18 protein-coding genes are annotated in these 18,522 nt (G+C 51.0%); 8 read left to right on the top strand and 10 right to left on the bottom strand.

Features of this window, described 5'->3' with window-relative positions:
• Positions 1–3: 3 nt before the first annotated feature.
• Positions 4–1,422 (bottom strand): SLC13 family permease, encoded by a 1,419-nt coding sequence (locus P2G85_RS13150; protein WP_275864541.1) that lies wholly within the window; start codon positions 1,420–1,422, stop codon positions 4–6.
• Positions 1,423–1,745: 323 nt separating this feature from the next.
• Here P2G85_RS13150 and P2G85_RS13145 point away from each other — a divergent pair, with 323 nt between their 5' ends.
• The 3 genes from P2G85_RS13145 to P2G85_RS13135 all read left to right on the top strand — a co-directional run bounded on the left by P2G85_RS13145 (position 1,746) and on the right by P2G85_RS13135 (position 4,613).
• Positions 1,746–2,267 (top strand): DUF2058 domain-containing protein, encoded by a 522-nt coding sequence (locus tag P2G85_RS13145; protein ID WP_275864540.1) that lies wholly within the window; start codon positions 1,746–1,748, stop codon positions 2,265–2,267.
• 333 nt (positions 2,268–2,600) lie between these two features.
• Complete coding sequence (locus tag P2G85_RS13140) at positions 2,601–3,485, top strand: LysR family transcriptional regulator (protein WP_275864539.1); 885 nt, start codon at positions 2,601–2,603, stop codon at positions 3,483–3,485.
• 90 nt (positions 3,486–3,575) lie between these two features.
• A complete protein-coding gene (locus tag P2G85_RS13135; RefSeq protein ID WP_275864538.1) occupies positions 3,576–4,613 on the top strand; it encodes a linear amide C-N hydrolase in 1,038 nt (345 codons plus the stop codon).
• Positions 4,614–4,706: 93 nt separating this feature from the next.
• Here the strand turns inward: P2G85_RS13135 and gabT are convergent, their stop codons facing one another.
• From gabT to P2G85_RS13095, 8 genes are all read right to left on the bottom strand, one after another.
• Positions 4,707–5,978, bottom strand: a complete 1,272-nt coding sequence (gene gabT, locus P2G85_RS13130; protein WP_275864537.1) for a 4-aminobutyrate--2-oxoglutarate transaminase — start codon at positions 5,976–5,978, stop codon at positions 4,707–4,709.
• 13 nt (positions 5,979–5,991) lie between these two features.
• A complete protein-coding gene (locus tag P2G85_RS13125) occupies positions 5,992–7,419 on the bottom strand; it encodes an NAD-dependent succinate-semialdehyde dehydrogenase (RefSeq protein ID WP_275864536.1) in 1,428 nt (475 codons plus the stop codon).
• A gap of 62 nt (positions 7,420–7,481) precedes the next feature.
• Complete coding sequence (aguA, locus tag P2G85_RS13120; protein WP_275864535.1) at positions 7,482–8,564, bottom strand: agmatine deiminase; 1,083 nt, start codon at positions 8,562–8,564, stop codon at positions 7,482–7,484.
• A 12-nt stretch (positions 8,565–8,576) separates the two neighbouring features.
• Positions 8,577–9,443 carry an N-carbamoylputrescine amidase gene (gene aguB, locus P2G85_RS13115; protein WP_275864534.1) on the bottom strand — a complete coding sequence of 289 codons (867 nt, stop codon included), beginning with the start codon at positions 9,441–9,443 and terminating at the stop codon, positions 8,577–8,579.
• 17 nt (positions 9,444–9,460) lie between these two features.
• Positions 9,461–10,738, bottom strand: a complete 1,278-nt coding sequence (locus P2G85_RS13110) for an FAD-binding oxidoreductase (protein ID WP_275864533.1) — start codon at positions 10,736–10,738, stop codon at positions 9,461–9,463.
• A 30-nt stretch (positions 10,739–10,768) separates the two neighbouring features.
• The gene (locus tag P2G85_RS13105; protein ID WP_275864532.1) at positions 10,769–12,253 is read right to left on the bottom strand and encodes an aldehyde dehydrogenase; all 1,485 of its coding nucleotides are present in this window, start codon (positions 12,251–12,253) and stop codon (positions 10,769–10,771) included.
• Between the two features lie 36 nt (positions 12,254–12,289).
• On the bottom strand, positions 12,290–12,847 hold the full coding sequence (puuR, locus tag P2G85_RS13100) for an HTH-type transcriptional regulator PuuR (RefSeq protein WP_275864531.1): 558 nt from the start codon (positions 12,845–12,847) through the stop codon (positions 12,290–12,292).
• A 16-nt stretch (positions 12,848–12,863) separates the two neighbouring features.
• Positions 12,864–13,610 carry a gamma-glutamyl-gamma-aminobutyrate hydrolase family protein gene (locus P2G85_RS13095; protein WP_275864530.1) on the bottom strand — a complete coding sequence of 249 codons (747 nt, stop codon included), beginning with the start codon at positions 13,608–13,610 and terminating at the stop codon, positions 12,864–12,866.
• A 344-nt stretch (positions 13,611–13,954) separates the two neighbouring features.
• Between P2G85_RS13095 and P2G85_RS13090 the strand changes: the two genes are divergently transcribed.
• The 3 genes from P2G85_RS13090 (at position 13,955) to P2G85_RS13080 (ending at position 17,049) form a co-directional block, all read left to right on the top strand.
• Positions 13,955–15,298, top strand: coding sequence for a glutamine synthetase family protein (locus P2G85_RS13090; protein WP_275864529.1), 1,344 nt, complete (start codon positions 13,955–13,957; stop codon positions 15,296–15,298).
• A gap of 18 nt (positions 15,299–15,316) precedes the next feature.
• The gene (locus P2G85_RS13085; protein ID WP_275864528.1) at positions 15,317–16,792 is read left to right on the top strand and encodes a Na+/H+ antiporter NhaC family protein; all 1,476 of its coding nucleotides are present in this window, start codon (positions 15,317–15,319) and stop codon (positions 16,790–16,792) included.
• 62 nt (positions 16,793–16,854) lie between these two features.
• Entirely contained in the window at positions 16,855–17,049 is a 195-nt protein-coding gene (locus tag P2G85_RS13080; protein WP_275864527.1) for a hypothetical protein, read from the top strand.
• A 349-nt stretch (positions 17,050–17,398) separates the two neighbouring features.
• Here the strand turns inward: P2G85_RS13080 and P2G85_RS13075 are convergent, their stop codons facing one another.
• A complete protein-coding gene (locus P2G85_RS13075; protein WP_275864526.1) occupies positions 17,399–17,761 on the bottom strand; it encodes a hypothetical protein in 363 nt (120 codons plus the stop codon).
• Between the two features lie 15 nt (positions 17,762–17,776).
• On the opposite strand from P2G85_RS13075, the gene P2G85_RS13070 reads away from it, so the two are divergent.
• Positions 17,777–18,037 carry a hypothetical protein gene (locus P2G85_RS13070; protein WP_275864525.1) on the top strand — a complete coding sequence of 87 codons (261 nt, stop codon included), beginning with the start codon at positions 17,777–17,779 and terminating at the stop codon, positions 18,035–18,037.
• Positions 18,030–18,521 carry a TlpA disulfide reductase family protein gene (locus tag P2G85_RS13065; protein ID WP_275864524.1) on the top strand — a complete coding sequence of 164 codons (492 nt, stop codon included), beginning with the start codon at positions 18,030–18,032 and terminating at the stop codon, positions 18,519–18,521. The genes P2G85_RS13070 and P2G85_RS13065 overlap by 8 nt, the downstream gene beginning before the upstream one ends.
• The last annotated feature ends 1 nt before the right edge of the window (position 18,522 follow it).

Raw genomic sequence — 18,522 nt, 5'->3', positions numbered from 1 at the left:
GTATCAACCAATATGCCCCACCGTGTGGAGGATCCACACCATCACGAAACTAAGCAGTACCCCGACGACACCCAGAATCACCCCTACTTTTGCCATCTGGCTGCTTTGCACATTGCCAGTCGCATGTGCCAAAGCGTTAGGTGGTGTACTGATAGGCAGCGACATCCCCAAAGAGGCGGCGAAAGTCACCACCAGGATCAGGGTCACTTCCCCGCCAAGTGGCGTTAAAGAGGTCATTGATGTACCCAATGCAGCCATGATTGGCATCAACAAGTTTGCTGTCGCCGTGTGGGACATAAAATTCGCCATCAACAAACAAAGTGCGGCGGCGCCGAACAGCACCACATACGGTGAAAACTCATTAAACGGAATGCTGTGTACCACCAAACTCGCCAAACCCGTTTTATCAAGCGCCAGGCCTAACGCAATCCCCCCCGACACCAGCCACAACACATCCCATGAAATCTTCTTCAAATCCTCTTTATTGATGATCCCCGTCAGCGAAAATACCGCGACCGGGATCAGCGCCACTGTGTAAGAGTTCATCCCATGAGACGACCCCATCAACCATAAAATGATTGTCGTGGCAAAAGTAACATAAACTACTATCGCCTTAGGTGTTTTAAGAAACTTACTCTTGATGCTCAGTTCAATCTTGTCTTGCTCTGCCTGGTATAAGAAACCAATCAGCACCCAGGCTAAGGCCATCATTACCACGACAAACGGCACGCCAAACATCATCCACTCACCAAAGGTGATCAAATTGTCGCCAACTAAATACTTTAACGCGATAGCGTTAGGTGGAGTGCCAATCGGTGTGCCGATCCCACCAATGTTGGCCGCCACAGGGATGCACAAAGCAAAGGCAATTCGGCCCGGGTCTTTCGGCCCGAATACCGCGATCACCGGGGTTAGTATTGACAACATCATTGCGGTCGTTGCGGTATTGGACATAAACATCGAAAACACCGCCGTGATCAGCATCAACCCTAACATTACATACTTAGGGTTCTGGCCAAATGGCTTAAGTAATACCCGCGCTAAGTTAACGTCAAGACGGTACTTAGTGGCCGCCATAGCAAGGAAAAATCCCCCTAAAAACAGCATGATAATTGGACTTGCAAAGGTCGCCATGATCTCATGGTACTGGAGCAAGTCACCAAAATGAGGCTGCCCTTCTTCAAGCCGGAACAATACGATTCCTTTATTCGATACCATCAACAGCTCAAGTACAATAATCACAACCGAGGTGGCATAAATGGGGATCGGTTCAAATACCCAGCATAATGCTGCCAGTAAAAAGATCGCAATAACCCGTTGCTGAACGACCGTCATCCCCTCGAACGGGAATGCCGATAACGGCATCAGCAAAATCAGCAAAGGGATAACGGTAGGAATAATATATTTGAGATAAGGGCGCATAGTACTACTTCTCTTCCTGAGACATTTAGCGAGTCGACATTAACCACGAAAACACAAGATAGAGTTTATACTCTACCCTGCTGATAAGTTGAATTATGAGCGCAGTTGAGCACTCATTGTTTGGAGTTAGATCAATGAATTAGGATTCATAATCCACAACTTGGCTTAACTGTGTGCGAGCTCACTATATCAGCAGTAAAACCCGATTTAGTTGACTGATAATCCGGTCAAATGCTTGATTACTCGGGTATTGACCGCGCTACGCTTTATTTGCCCGGCACGACTGGTTAGAATGGGCAAAACATTAAGCAAGGTAGATATCCATGGCCAAACTTACCCTTCAAGAGCAAATGCTGAAAGCGGGTTTAGTAAACGAGAAAAAACTCAAGAAAGCGAAAAAAGGCTCCAAGAAGTCACGCGTACAAGCGCGGGAAGTCAAGGCGGCTGTTGAAGAGCAAAAACGCCAACAACAGGAACGTGACAAGGCATTGAGTAACCAGCAGAATGAGCAGCGCCTTAACAAAGAGATCCAGTCACAAATCAAGCAGCTTATCGAAATGAACATGCTGAATTTGAAAGACGGTGAGATTAAGTACAATTTTGCTGATGGCACACTGGTCAAATCACTCTATGTCGACGAACTCGTCCGCGAGCAGTTAATCAAAGGGGTGTTGGCAATCGCTCGTCATGGCGAAGGCTACGCAGTGATCCCAAGCGTTGTCGCCAATAAAATTTCACAACGAGACCAGGACGTCATTATTGAACAGAAAGAAGCGGACTCCGACACCATCGCGGAAGACGATCCTTACGCAGACTTTGTCGTTCCAGACGATTTAATGTGGTAACACACCAACCGTAATCCGGCAGTAACCTGATCTTGGCATATGTGGTTACTGTCAGATTTCGACCTAATTGGGTTTATTGCTGCCTTCTCCCGCTCCCTGACGCTAGATACCATTCAGGTAAAAGCCTTCCCCTCTCTGCATTCACAAATAATGGAGCCCTTCACTGGGCGACCACTCTGTACCAAAACCAGTCACCGGCATTTCGAGCTAATAGTCCGAACACTGCACAGCTCACAATTTAGACCAATAAAACCAAGATTAAACCATCAAAACCAACATAAATGACGGATAATATCAATCACATCTCATTTAACTACAAAGAGAATAAACCGTATGTTCTCCTATGACCACTTACTGGCCTTCTGTGCCACCTATGAAGAGCAAGGTTACAGCGCAGCCGCAAAAAAGTTAGGGAAAGACAGGACGACAATCCGCGACCAGGTAAAAGCGCTGGAAGAGTCCTATGATGTGGCGTTATTCAATATAGTGGGTAAAAAAGCCACACCAACACCGGCCGCTCAGCATGTTTACCAGCGGGCGAAAAGCATCATTGCCAATACCAAAAAGCTCAACCAGTCGCTGTGTGTACTGCATCAGGAAGATCTGGCCAGTATCACGGTTTACCACGATATTTCATTACCTCTGGAACTGGCATTAAAAATTGAACATGCAATGGGCCAGAAGTTCCCGGAAGTCAAACTGCACTGGCTGCACCGCAACCGCGATGAAGCTTTTGCCGAAATAGAACAGACCAGCAATAGCATCGCCATCATGCAACATCGTCACCGACAGTCGACTCAGCAAGCAATTGAGTTCGTCTCACTCGGATACGGTAAGCTTTCTCTTTATACCGGTGCCCGCAGTACGCTTCGCCACCTTAATAATCTGACAGCTGAAGATCTAAAACTCGCTAAACAGTACATCAGTGAAAACCATTTCAACATCCTGCCGGAAATGTTTGCTATTTCTCCGCATTACCATTTAGTCAGCAACAATGATCTGCTGATCACCCTACTCAAATACGATGGCTGGGCGATCCTCAGCACGGAACTGGCCCAAACCTTTGTGGCTAAAGGCGAACTGTATGAACTTGATATAGCCGAAGTCGCCAATCAGTTTTCCTATGGCTTGAGCCTGTTTTACTCAGCACCGCTGGAAACACACCCGATGATGGAAGTGATTAAGTCAATCTGTAAGCAGCACTTCACTCATCAATAAATGATGGAATTCATCACTCATTTGTGTCTTTTGGACCGACATGTACTCAGGCAATCTTTAGCTCGAATACAAACCTGAAAGGTAAAAGTGATGAACAAAAAACTGCTTTCTTGTGCGGTGGCCGGATTAATGACAATGGGCCTTGCGACCGCAGCTGAAGCGTGTACACGTGTTGTTTGGCAAACAGAAAACCAAGGTACATTTGTAACCCGAACGATGGACTGGTCGGAAGCCACCAACCCTCATCTGGTGAACATGCCAGCAGGCGCAGAATACACGCCACACCTGGATCATGCTACCAAACTGAAAACACGTTACGATGTAACCGGCACAACCACTTACGGCATCATCACCGACGGGATGAACAGTGCAGGTCTGAGCGGTAATGTCTTGTATGACCGTAATATGCATACCGAAGATGACGTTAGAGATGGTGAAGTGGGTGCCCTGCACTACCTGACCCATATTCTTGGCCAGTTTGCGACCGTCGAAGAAGCAGTAAAATTCGTTGCTGACAACCCGGCGAAGACAGAATTTATCCCTGGCGTACCTGTCCGCATTGCGGTGCACATCAGCTTGCAGGACGTTACAGGTGACTCGGCCATCATCGAGTTTAGTCAAGAAGGTTCGCGCATCTGGCATGGTGCTGAATACAGCATCATGACCAATCAGCCGGATTATGATCAGCACCTGGCTAACATTCAGCGCTCGCAGCGCGGTTGGGGTGAACTGGATAAGCAGTTCTCACAAACTAACCTGGGTACAGGCGGTAACACCAACCCGGAAGATCGCTTTATTCATGCAAGCTACTTCTTTGGCCACCTGAAAGAGCCAACCAGCGTGATGAACGGGATGCTTAAGCTAGATTCTACGACTTACAAGATCCCGCAGGACGCACCAAACATGCCGATCAACGGCACCATGGCGGGCTATGCCACCGAATACTCCGTCAACTATCACCTCCAGTCAGGTGAAACCCTGATGCGTTACCAGATGGACGACCACTACACCCAACTGCAATACAACATGAGAGCAATCCAAGAGACAGGGAAAGCCATCAGTTTCCAGTTGGTGCAACCGGGCTTGATTGGCGACATCACTGGCCAGGTGATTAAATCGATAAAATAATTCTGACTCATTAGAACAAAGGCTAAACCCGATTGGGTTTAGCCTTTTTAATTTGCGCTGTTCAGTCAAAGCCAGCGGTCAGTCGCCTGGGTTTCAGGCGAGTTCAAGAATGATCTTCTCAAGTTTATCCAGACCTTGTTCCAGTACTTCCGGCTCTATCGTCAGCGGCGGCAGTAACCGGATAACGTTGGCCTTCACGCCACAGGAAAGCAGGATCAGACCGTTTTCCTGAGCTTTACCGATCACCGCTTTGGTCATCTCTTGCAATGGCTGTCCGGATTGCGGGTCGGTAAACTCTATCGCCATCATCGCCCCCGTGGTACGGATTTCGCCAATCGCCGGTACTGACTGCTGCAGCTTACTCATCCGTGCATTTACCACTTCGCCAATCCCCATTGCTTTGGCGCACAAATCCTCTTCTTCGATGATTTTAAGTACTTCCAGCCCCGCCACACAGCCCAGCGGTGAGCCGGCGTAAGTACCACCTAAACCGCCCGGTAATGCCGAGTCCATCACCTCCGCTTTCCCCACTACCGCGGAAATAGGGAAACCACCAGCGATACCTTTCGCCATCGTCATCATATCGGGTTCGATACCCAGGTATTCGGTTGCAAACATTTTACCGGTGCGGGCAAAACCGGTCTGGATTTCATCGGCAATCAGCATAATACCGTGCTGATCACAGATGCTGCGTAATCCCTCAGCAAAGGCTTGTGGCGCTTGGTAGAAGCCCCCTTCACCCTGTACCGGCTCGAAGATGATCGCCGCCACGCGGGAAGGCTCAATATCACAGGCAAACAGATCCTGCAGGGCCTGCAGGCTCTGCTCGACGCTGACACCGTGAAACGCATTCGGGTACGGCGCATGATAGATTTCGTTGGGGAATGGGCCAAAGCCTGCTTTGTAGGGCGCAATTTTACCGGTCAGGCCCATGGTCATATTGGTGCGGCCATGAAAGCCCCCCTTAAACGCAATCACCCCACTGCGACCAGTATGAGCCCGGGCTATCTTGACCGCGTTTTCTACCGCCTCTGCACCGGTGGTAAGGAAAACCGCCTTCTTCTCGCTGTCTCCCGGAGCCAGTTCGGTGAGCTTTTCCGCCAGTTCCACAAACGAGGCATACGGAGTCACCATCGCGCAGGTATGGGAAAAATTATCCAGTTGCGCTTTCACCGCTTCATTGATGCGCTTATTAGCATGACCGGTGTTAGTAACCGCGATCCCAGCCGCAAAATCGATGTACTGGTTGCCTTCGATATCCCATACGTGGGCATTCTCTGCTTTCTCAACGTAAAGCGGATACAGTGCGCCCATTCCCTGAGCAATTACCTGACTTCTTCTTTGATGTAGTTGTTGGTTTGTCATTGTCTTGTCCTTATTAGTTACCGCCAAAGCAGAGATATTTCACATCCATGTATTCATCGATACCTTGTTTTGCCCCTTCACGTCCGATCCCGGACTGTTTCACCCCACCAAACGGCGCCACTTCAGTAGAGATCAGGCCTTCGTTAATGCCGACCATGCCGTACTCCAGCGCCTCGGCAATCTTCCACACCCGGTGAATGTTCTGGCTATAGAAGTAAGACGCCAGACCATAGATGGTGTCATTGGCCATCTCAATCAGCTGCTCGTCATTGTCAAAACGTATGACCGGAGCGACCGGGCCAAAGATTTCCTCGGAAACGATCTGCATGTCATGGCTGACATTTTTCAGCACCACCGGCTGCATAAACAGGCCATCTAACACCGCCGGTTGCGATACCGGCTGTGCGCCCTGCTCAATCGCGCCATCAATCAGCGCCTGGATATTCTGCTTCGCCGATTCGCTGATCAGCGGCCCGATGTGAACGCCTTCTTCCAGGCCATTACCGACCTTAAGCTGTTGTACCGCCGCATCAAACTTGGCAACAAACTCATCATAGACCCGGCTGTGTACATAAAAACGGTTAGCACAGACACAGGTCTGGCCGGCGTTGCGGAACTTGGACGCCATCGCCCCTGCCACGGCGGCATCAATGTCGGCATCATCAAACACAATGAACGGCGCATTCCCGCCCAGTTCCATTGAAGTACGTTTGATATCGTGCGCACTTTGCTGCATCAAAATGCTGCCCACCTGGGTAGAGCCGGTAAACGAGAGCTTACGGATCAACGGATGCGAGGTAAAAATGCCGCCGACCTGACGCGAGCTTTCGCCAAGCACCACCTGAAGCACATCGCGCGGAATACCGGCCTGATACGCCAGCTCTGCCACGGCAAACGCGCACAACGGCGTGGATTCCGATGGTTTCACCACAAAACTGCAACCGGCCGCCAATGCCGGCCCGGCCTTACGGGTGATCATCGCAATGGGGAAGTTCCACGGCGTAATGGCACATGCAACGCCAATAGGCTGCTTGATGGTCATCAGGCGTTTATCACTGGTCGGCGCGGGGATAGTTTCGCCGTAGGTACGCTTGGCTTCTTCCGCGAACCATTCAATAAAGCTGGCACCGTAGAGCACCTCCCCCTGCGCTTCCGCCAGAGGCTTGCCTTGTTCCAGCGTCATCAAGCGGCCAAGGTCCTGCTTGTTATCCAGCAGCAGTTGATGCCAGCGCAGCAACAGTTGCGAACGCGTTTTCGCCGGTGTTGCCGCCCACTTTTTTTGCGCCACACTGGCACGTTCAATCCCATCAAGAATGGCTTGTTCAGAAGCCACCGGGGCATAACCGAGTACCGCGCCCGTCGCCGGGTTGGTGACCGCAATGCCCTGCTCTTGATTGGGCACCATAAACGAAAGAAGACTTTGATTTTTGATTTGTTGCATGGTAGTTCCTTTTTACAGCTTTGTATGCCACTTACTGGGGGAAAAGTGGACGGTAATAGGTTTTACGCCGGGATTTGCTGCGTAATGCAGTGAATATTGCCGCCTCCGAGTAACACCTCCCTCGAGGGTATGCCGATGATCTGATGATCCGGCATCGCACGTTGCAAAATCTCTATCGCATGGTCATCAGTTGCTTCATCCAGTAACGGCAAAAACACATATTCATTGACGATCAAAAAGTTGGCATACGACGCGCTGAGGCGCACGCCCGCTGCCCGCGTCATTCCGGCACTGGGATCAATCCCGCAGGCTTCACCTTCACTGTAGTGCAGCGGGCCGGGGATCGGTAAACGGATAACCTTGATACGGCGTCCCCTGGCATCGGTCTGCGCAGTCAGCGCCTGCTCTGCCTGACGAGACAACGCATATTGCGGGTCGTTGGGATCATCACTCCAGCTCAGCACCACTTTCCCCGGCGCTATCACATGCAGCAGGTTGTCAACATGTCCGTCCGTTTCATCATTGAACAGGCCGTTCGGCAACCACACCACTTTGTCGATACCAAGATAAGCCGCTAACTGCTCTTCAACCTGCAGCTTGCTCAGGTGCGGGTTCCGGCCGGAGCTCAACAGGCACTCTTCCGTGGTATAGAGCGTTCCTTCGCCATCGGTATGGATCGCCCCGCCCTCAAGAACAAACGGCGCCCGGTAGTAGTCAATGCCGATAATGTCACAGACAGCACTTGCCACCTGATCATCCTGCTGCCAGTTCTGGTACAGGCCGTTATACTCACCGCCCCATGCGTTAAACTGCCAGCTGATCCCCCGCCGCGCCCCGGCCTGGTTGACCACCACCGTCGGGCCGATGTCTCTCATCCACGCATCGTCAAAGGGAATTTCAGCCAAACTCACGTCGGGGTGAAGTAGCCCTCTGGCATGGTCAAACTGCCTGGCACTCACCGCCACGTACACTTTGGTCACCTCAGCGATGGCATTGGCGATAGTGGCAAAGGTTTTTTGCGCCGGAAGCGCATTGGCACGCCAGTTATCACGCCGCTCGGGCCAGGCTAACCAGACTTCGCTCACCGGCTGGAACTCAGCCGGGAAGTAAAATCCGTCTTGTTTAGGTGTTGTCGATAACTGCATCTTAACGCCCCTCTAAACAGCCAGCTTACCAACGCTGGTGTAAAGGTCCGGACGCCGGTCACGGAACAGGCCCCAGGCGTGACGCGCTTTGGCGGTGGCAGCTAAATCGATCTCCGCATAGATGATTGCTTCACCTTCACGTGGGGCTTCGGCCAGCTTGCCCCCGGTGTGATCGGTAATAAACGATGATCCATAAAACGTCGTTTCAACGCCGTCATCAACTTCGGTGCCGACCCGGTTTGAGGCAATCACCGGTACCAGGTTCGCCGCCGAATGGCCCTGCATAGTGCGTTGCCAGTGGTCACGCGAATCCAGGCTTGCATCCTGTGGCTCCGAGCCGATGGCGGTCGGATAAAAAATCGCTTCGGCCCCATGTAGCGCCAGGCAACGCGCCAGCTCAGGGAACCATTGGTCCCAACAGATCCCGGCACCAAACTTGCCAAACCGGGTCTGCCAGACTTTAAATCCTGTATCGCCAGGGCTAAAGTAGTATTTTTCGCTGTAACCCGGTCCGTCCGGGATATGCGACTTACGGTAGTTCTCCAGTACCGTGCCATCGGCATCGATCATCACCAGCGAGTTAAAAAAGGTGTTACCGGCTTTTTCAAAGTAACTGACCGGGATCACCACCCCCAACTCTTTCGCCAGTACACTCATCTCCTGGATAAGCCGGCAATGGCCAGTTTCTTCGGCAAGTTCGAAATACTTGGCTTGCTGCTTTTTGCAAAAGTACGGCGCGGCAAATAACTCCTGAGGCAAAATTACGTTGGCACCATTTTGTGCCGCTTCACGAATCGCGTTTTTTGCCTTGTTGAGATTATCCTCCAGATCCCAGCTCTTGGTTAATTGCAGTGCTGCAAATTTCACGACGTTACTCATTGGATGTTCCTTATCTGTTAAATCGCCAGTTTGTCTCGCAAGTTGTAATACGCCGCACCGATCGCCGTAAACGGGATCTGGAAATGACGGCCACCCGGGAAGGCGTAGTGCTTGAGAGCGGCAAATGCATCAAAGCGCTCAGCGTGTCCGGTTAACGCTTCTGCCAGTAACTTGCCGGCCAGATGGGTACAGGTCACGCCATGGCCACTGTAACCTTGCAGGTAATAGATGTTGTCGGAAAATGAGCCAAACTGCGGCATCCGTGAATAAGTCAGGAGGAAATTACCCGTCCAGGTGTAATTAATCTTGATCCCTTTCAGCTGCGGGAACACTTTCTCCATCTTAGGACGGATCAACGCTTCGACGTTTTCCGGGTCGCGCGCGCCATACACCACACCGCCACCAAACAGAAGGCGCTTATCCGCACTGAGGCGGAAGTAGTCCAGCAGGTAATTGCAATCTTCCACACAGTAGTCACTTGGCAGGATATGTTTCAGCTGCTCTTCAGTTAACGCTTCCGTTGCCACCACTTGAGTGCCGCACGGGATGGCCTTATTGCTGATGTTCGGTGCCAGGCCGCCAAGGTAGGCATTACCGGCCAGCACCAGGTACTTACTCTTAACACTGCCTTTAGCGGTTTTCGCCACCGGGTTGGCACCCTTCTCGATTGAGGTCACCGCCGACTGCTCAAAAATCTGCCCGCCCAGTGATACAAAGGCCGCTGCTTCACCTAACGCCAGTTTTAACGGGTGGATATGGCCACCGCGCATATCCAGCAGGCCGCCGTGATAAACCTGGGTGCCGACCGCTTCTTCCACCTGGGCGGCATCGAGCAGGGTCAGCTGATCGTTACCATAGCGCTCCCAGTTTTTTTTGTGTTCTTCCAGCCCTTTGAGCTGCTTGGTGTTCAGGGCGGTAAACAGGCCACCTTGTTTGAAGTCACAGCTAATATCGTATTTATCTATCAGGCCGCGAATGATATCGCCACCTTCAAAAATCATGTCACACAGTGCTTTGGCCTGGTGTTGGCCGTAACGGCTTTCAATCACGTCAACATCTCGGCTGTAACTGTTAACGATCTGGCCGCCGTTACGACCTGTTGCTCCAAACCCGACTTTGGCACTTTCCAGCACCACCACTTTGAAGCCTTTTTCGGCCAGATGCAGGGCTGATGACAACCCGGAAAAACCCGCGCCGACGACACACACATCACACTCTATATGTTCTTGTAATTGTGGGTAATCCGGCATGTTAGGCACAGAATGAGCGTAGAACGAATCCGTATGCTTGTTCATAGAGATATTCCTTTCTTAATCGTCGTAGGCTTAAGGGTGAAGACGAATCCAAGTCGTTTTAGTTTCAGTGAATTTTTCGATAGCGTGTAATGACTTGTCACGGCCATTACCACTCATTTTGAATCCGCCAAACGGGACGGTCATGTCACCTTCGTTGTAGTTATTTACCCAGACCGATCCGGCCTGAAGTTGCTTGGCAACGCGGTGTACGCGGTTGATGTTACTGCTCCACAGTGCCGCACCGAGGCCATACTTTGAATCGTTGGCGATCGCGATGGCCTGAGCTTCATCTTTAAAGGGAATCACACACAAAACCGGGCCAAAAATTTCTTCCTGGGCAACCCGCATTTTGTTGTCCACGTTGTCGAGGATAGTCGGCTCAACAAACGCGCCGGGGCCTTGCACGTCACCGCCGCAGCGCAGCACCGCCCCTTCCGATTGGCCCAGGTCTATGTATTGCAACACTTTCGCCTTGTGCTCCTGGTCGATCAATGCGCCCATTGAGGATGACGTATCCATCGGATCTTTAGGCATAAAGGCCCGGGCAGCGGAAATGACCTTATCGACAAAGCGGTCTTTGATGCTTTCATGGACCAGCAGACGAGTCGCCGCCACACACACCTCGCCCTGGTTATAGAAACAGCCGGCGGCAGTTTCAGCGGCCGCGCGATCCAGATCATCACAATCATCAAAAACAATATTGGCATTTTTGCCACCGGCTTCGGCGAACACTCGTTTCAGATTCGATTCACCGGAACGAACCATCAACTGGCCAGCGATACGGGTAGAACCGGTAAAGGCGATACAGTCCACATCATCATGTTTCGCCAGTGCATCACCCACCTCGTGGCCGTAACCGGTGATAACCTGAAAGACACCGTTTGGCAGACCCGCCTGTGCCGCCAACTGGCCCAGATAAATCGCGGTAAGAGAGGATTTTTCGGAAGGTTTAAGGATCACACTATTGCCGGCGGCAAGCGCAGGCCCAAGTTTCCAGCACGCCAGCCACAGCGGGAAGTTCCAGGGGACCACGGCCGCCACCACCCCGATTGGCTGATGAGAAATATAGGCGTGAACATTCTGCTCAGTCGGAGCGAGTTCACCATACACTTTGTCGATCGCTTCGGCATACCAGCGCAGGGAATTGGCCGCACCGGGAATATCAGTCGACACACTGTGGGCGATCGGTTTACCGGTATCGAGGGTTTCAAGCAGCGCGAGCTCATCGCGGTGCTGATCAATCAAATCAGCAAACTTATTGAGTATTTTTTTACGCTGTACCGGCGCACTCTGGCTCCATTGACCAGCCTGAAAAGCTTGTCGAGCGCATTTAACCGCAAGATCCACATCCTGTTGCTGACAGCGGGCAATCTCTGTCAGCTTTTCATCGGTAGCCGGATTGATGACTTCCAGCGTTTGGCCACTCTTGGCGGAACTGTATTCGCCGTTGATGTACGCCCTGCTTTCAATGTTAAGATGTTGTTTAAGCTCTAGCCATTGCTCTTGGGTTTTCATACGCTCTCCTTGTTATCACAACAAGGCAAGGCCCACTCAGAATGTGGTTGGCGTATGCGCGCTTATCATTCGACAAGCCTTGTCCGTGTGATTTGTAAACTTATGCGGCTGGGTCGTATCAATGACGTACGACTCACCCTGCCTGATAACGTGAGACTGTCCTTTATATTCCAGAGTGATTTCCCCCTCCAGAACCGTACCAATCTCTTCGCCTTCATGTCTGATTTCACCGGCACCTGTGGTGCTGAGTGGGGCATACTCCTCGATCAGAAATCCAATCACCTGATCTTTGCTGCCGTTACTCACCAGTTTCATCGAAACCGACTCGCTGCCCATTTCAATTAACTCTTCCGGTGTGATTACCACTTTTACTTCGTCACTTTGCGATTGTTCAAAGGTGAAAAACTCAGAAAGTGATAATGAAAAAACGTTAACTATTTTTTGCAACGAGCTCACCGAAGGGCTGACCTTTCCGTTCTCTATCGAAGAGATGGCGCTGTGTGTAATACCTGCGCGCTCGGCGAGTTCTCGTTGCGACAATCCGTGTTGTTTCCGTAACTGAACAATATTTTTACCAATCTGATGATTGTCCATTCATGCAGCTCCTAAATTAAAGAGAGGCTGCCATGATAAATTCTTTGAACAAAATCTGAGAGAAATGATTGGTTTTTGCTTTCCATTCTGGGTGCCACTGCACGCCGATGAAAAATTTCTGTCCCGGAAGACTGAACGCCTCAATTAAGCCATCGGGCGCTTTGGCTTCGATTTGTAGTCCGGGTGCCAGCTTATCAACCCCCTGATTGTGCAGCGTATTAACTTCAAACAAGGTCGTCGTATCCCAGTGGTTATTGACCAGCCACTGTTCAAACAGGCTTTGCTTCTGGACCAAAACCGCGTGAGCAGGGGCATATTTTTCGTCAAAATTCTCAACGGGATTTTCGCGATGATCGTTAAAACCAAATTCATGCACCGCCGGGTTGAGGCTGCCCCCCAAGGCCACGTTCATTTCCTGAAAACCACGGCAAATACCCAGACATGGAATGTCTTTATCCACCGCCTGGCGGATAAGATTCAGCGCTAGTTCGTCACGGGCTTCATCGGTTTTGGTTTCCACATGCGTCGCGTTATAGCGATGCGGTGCGACATTTGAATGACTGCCGGGAAATAACAGACCGTCACACAACTCCAACAGGGTGGCAGCGTCCTCCCCGGTCATCTCTGGCGCCAGCATTAAAGGTAAGCCACCAAAGTCTTTGACCGCACGCAGATAAAAGTCGTTAACCGCCTGGATTTGGTAACCACCCAACTCTTTTGCGCAGCTCACGATACCAATGATCGGTTTTCTTGCTTCAGTCATAGTGTTTCCGCGTTCAATTTATTTAACAAACACACTACAAACCGTGTACAAAATTATCAACACCAATGTTCGATATTATGACCATTTCGTGATCCATCCCACTCTTTTGGCCAAAAAAGCAGCGATTTATGCTCATTATATTGAGCAAAACAGCGCCAGCTGTTACAAAATAGTTAACATTTTAACCCAAACACAAACCAACCAAACACAGTTAAATCAATGCAAATAACTGTAAAACAAGAAAATAATTGAATGGCTTAATACTTTAGTCTTATAAATGTAACTTAAATGTTAACCCAATTATTTTTAGCTCGCTGCTCATCAGGCTATCTGGAGAACTAAAAATGGAATCGTATTTACAGGAAGTTGAAAATTTTAGACAGCAATGGCCCGAGATTGAATTTGTTGACCTCATTTTCACCGACATTAACGCCACGCCAAGAGGAAAACGCATTCCGGTCTCAGTCCTGGAGAAATTGCACAAAGGCGTCGCACTGCCCCTATCTACTATTACTCTCGACACCAAAGGTAATGTGGTTGAGTCCGCCGGCCTTGGCGAAGATCTCGGCGAACCGGACAACATGTGCTTCCCGATCGCCAACACCTTAATGCCGACCGCCAAAGAGCAGGTCGGGCAGTTAATGTTGAGCATGATGGATGAAACCGGAGCCAACCCCAGCCCGCTATTTATCCGTAATATCTTAGCGAACATGCTCGGCCAGCTGCACGCCAGAGGCCAGTATCCCTGCGTGGCGCTTGAACTGGAATTTTACCTAATTGACAAAACGCGCGGCGACAACGGCGAACTGCTCACCGCAATCAACCCCAAGAAAAAGACGCGGGAAAAGGATACCGAAGTCTATGATTTAAATGGACTTGATGACTATGCTGATTTTCTCTCTGACCTGAACCAGGTCGCACAAGAACAGGGGCTAAACACCTCCGGGGCACTGTCTGAATCGGCCCCCGGCCAGTTTGAAATCAACTTTAATCACTCCAAGGATGTGCTCCGGGTCTGCGATGAAATCATTATTGCCAAACGCCTGATCCGCCAAATCGCTCACCAGCATGGCTTCGACGCCACCTTTATGGCCAAACCATTTACCGAAGAAGCGGGCAATGGCATGCATATCCATCTGAGCTTGCTCGATGCAGTGGGCAATAATCACTTCAGCCAGCCAGACGGCCAGGCCAGTGACCTGTTTTATCAAACCATGGCAGCGATGCTTGCTCAAACATCCGATTCCATGGCTTTGATTTGTCCTAACGTTAACTCTTACCGCCGCTTTGTCCCCGGCGCTTATGTTCCGACTAAAGCCGACTGGGGGATCAACCATCGTGGTGTGGCCTTGCGTGTACCAATCAGTGACAGTAAAAACCGCCGGATTGAACACCGCATCGCCGGAGCTGACGTTAATCCTTACATTCTCGCTGCCGTAGTACTTTCCGCAGTATTAGCGAGTGATAACTATACCAAAGACCAATGTCCTCCCGACCTCAGTGATGATGCCATTGACTTGCCGGTGCGCATGTCAGAAGCACTCGAACAGTTAGAACGCAGTGAACTGGCTCATTACATCACCTGGGAATTTATCGATTTGTACTTAGCTTGTAAACGGAGTGAACTCGAGGAGTTTGAACGAGCCATCACCCCTTTGGAAATCGACTGGATGTTGCACTCAGCATAACAAAAGGAAATGCACACTATGACGACGCAAACTAAGGCGCTGGACGCGCCGCTGAAAACAAACAGCCAACACATTTTGGTCACCCTGCTGGTTGTGGCAACTTTCATCTTATTTACCTCCATCGGCCTGACCCATGAAGAAGGGCAAGCCTACGGGTGGATGAGTCTTCTTCCCACCGCACTGGTACTGGTTTTCGCTCTTACCACCCACAGAACGGTCGAGGCGCTGTTCAGCGGCACCATCGCCGGTGTGCTGCTGCTCAACCCGGCAGAGGCGGTCGAGCAGATCGTCGGTATCTCGATGGATGTGATGATGAACGAGACCATCGCCTGGATCATTCTGGTCTGTGGCCTGATGGGCGGGCTGATCGCGATACTGGAGAAAGGCGGCAGTATCCTTAGTTTCTCAGACATGCTGGTCACCAAAGTCAAAAGCCGTAAACAGTCTATGTTGATGACCTTTTTCCTCGGCATTTTGATCTTTATCGATGACTACCTCAATGCGATTGCCATCTCCTCTTCGATGAAGAAAGTCACTGATGGTTACCAGATTTCACGCGAGAAACTTTCTTATCTGGTTGATTCAACGGCGGCACCTATCTGTATCCTGGTGCCAATCTCTACCTGGGCGATTTTCTTCAGCTCATTGCTGGAAGCCAATGGTGTGGCGGAAAGCGGCCAGGGCATCAAAGCGTACATTGAAGCTATCCCTTACATGGCTTATGGCTGGGTTACACTGCTGATTGTGTTGTTGGTTGCCATGGAAAAACTCCCGGACCTGGGCGCAATGAAACAAGCAGAACAGCGTGCCAAAAATGGTCAGGTTCGCCCGGACGGCGCCACCGACATCGACTTTGGTGCCGATGTCTCAGCCCACACCAGTCCGACTGTCGGTCTGGTTAACTTCCTGCTGCCGATGGTCGTACTAGTGGCTGCCAGCTGGTATTTCGGTATTGATCTGCTGGCCGGGGTGTTTGTCGCGATTATCTTCACCATCTGTTTCTACGGAGCGCAAAAGCTCATCTCGATGAACGATATGTTCGAAGCGGTTTATGACGGCATCAAGGTGATGCTACTACCACTGGCGACCGTGATCGGCGGTTTTATGCTGAAAAACGTTAACGATTCGCTGGGCGTCACGCAATACGTGATTGAAACCGTGAGTCCTTACTTATCCGCTTCGTACTTCCCGGCCATCATCTTTATGATCACCGGTGCTTTGGTCTTTGCCACCGCATCATCATGGGGTACGTTTGCTGTTGCCATGCCGATTGTACTGCCGCTTGGTGAACAGCTTGGCGTACCACTTCACCTCACGGTTGCAGCGCTGCTCTCTGCATCGGCGGCCGGCAGCCACTCGTGCTTCTTCAGTGACTCAACCGTCCTGTCTGCGCAAGGTTCTGGCTGTACCTCAATGCAACACGCCACCACTCAGTTCCCGTACGCCCTGATTGGTATCGTCGCCACCTGTATTTTCTTCCTGGTTATCGCTTAATCAGGCCAACTATGCAAAATAAAGCCCTGCTGCCTCCAGCAGGGCTTTTTCATCCTCTATAAATGAAACCTATTACACTGTTTTCTGTCAGCCTTGCTTCTTCCCTGTTTGTCGCCCCCACGCTGCAAACGGCAGAAGATATCGATAATGGTCATGAAGACTACACCATTAACCGCACCATTGAAGATTTGACCGCAAAAGAGGTGCACAGCTGGCGGTCAGCAGCCAGGATCGGATTGACATCATCAAGCCGCTGAAACACGAACATGTCGCGTCGATTGACACGATCCGCTCACCTTTTAGCCTCAATTTCGACAACGGCGGCTATAACCTGTATGTCACCGAAGCGAACAGCGGCAAAACGCTGATTTATCGTAATCACGACGGCCAGCAGACCACCATCCAGCTCGGTGACGGCCAGGTATCGGATATTACCCTGTCACCAGACGCCCGCCTGGCAATGGTGTCGGACTACCAAACCAACTCGGTGGCCGTCTGGGATCTGTTTGCTGAAGCGCCATACAAATCCTACCCGATGCAGGCAAGGCCCTGGCGCCCTTACGTCAGTTCAGATTCAGAACACATGGTATTTGTGGCAGAAAACGGTCAGGCCCAGGTTTTCAATACCTGGTCCGGTGAACGGGTGAACCAGTTCCAGTTTGACCAGGCACCAAAATCGATCCGTACCGGCTGGCTGGCTGGCTGGAGACCATCGGCATTGTCGAGAGCCAAAATACACTCAACATTTTCGAACTGGCCGAGCCAAACGCAGCAACCACACTCACGCTCAAGCAACCGCTGAATGAAGTCGTGGTGGTTTCCGACTCCAAAACTCTGTTTGCCACCCAGGAAAACAGCAGTGAACTGTTCATCTACGATATTCGGCTCAATAAGCAGCGCCCCGCTATCGATACCGGGCTCCGACAACCTCATCACATCGTGATGGGGATCACCAACACCATCTGTCATTGATCAGGAGAGACTATGCGATTACTCATCTCTTACTTTATTTATGGCCTGCTCACGCTGGGGTTACTGGCTCAGGGCGCACTGGCCGCACCACTGCAGTTTGAACTGCAAGAGCACAACTTAGGTACGGTAACCGAAAAAACCTGGCCGGATAAATACCTGCTGATTGGAGTCGGATACACCAGTTGCCCGGACAGAGAGCTGATTGATGTGTTTGGCTACGGTGAAGGCGGCCTGAAGATTGGCCAGAGTTTACAGAGATACCTCAATGAATAAGCTCACCCCGACTTTTAGTCTGTTACTGCTCACGGCTTCGGCCGTTGCTCAGCCCTGTACGCCACCCGACGGCTTCACCGAGCTTGACGGCACTCAAACCTGGCCGGGTAGTAGCCACCCCGTAACTCTGGTAAACCTGTGGGCAGTATGGTGCCCGCCTTGCCTAAAAGAGCTGCCGATGCTCGATCGCATCGCAAACGCCGACGACTACGCCATCGACACCATCCATCTGGGAGATAATCCTGAGGCAATTGACACCCGGTATAAACAATTAGGTATTCGCCACCTGGCCAAAACCACCGAACCGGATTTGGCCAGGCTGCATCAGTTAGGCTTTCAGGGGTTACCTGCCAGTATGGTGGTGATAAATAACCGGATCAGCTATCGCTATGCCGGTTATATTCAACATGATGGGGAATACCTTCAGGCATGGCTGAACTGCCTGAGTCACAGCAACCGCAACACCAACCGTGAGGAAAGATAAC

This window comes from Vibrio sp. CAU 1672 (assembly GCF_029223195.1).
Classification (GTDB): Bacteria; Pseudomonadota; Gammaproteobacteria; order Enterobacterales; family Vibrionaceae; genus Vibrio.
The sequence above is the reverse complement of the archived record's forward strand: the minus strand, read 5'-3'. Positions and strand labels throughout refer to the sequence as shown.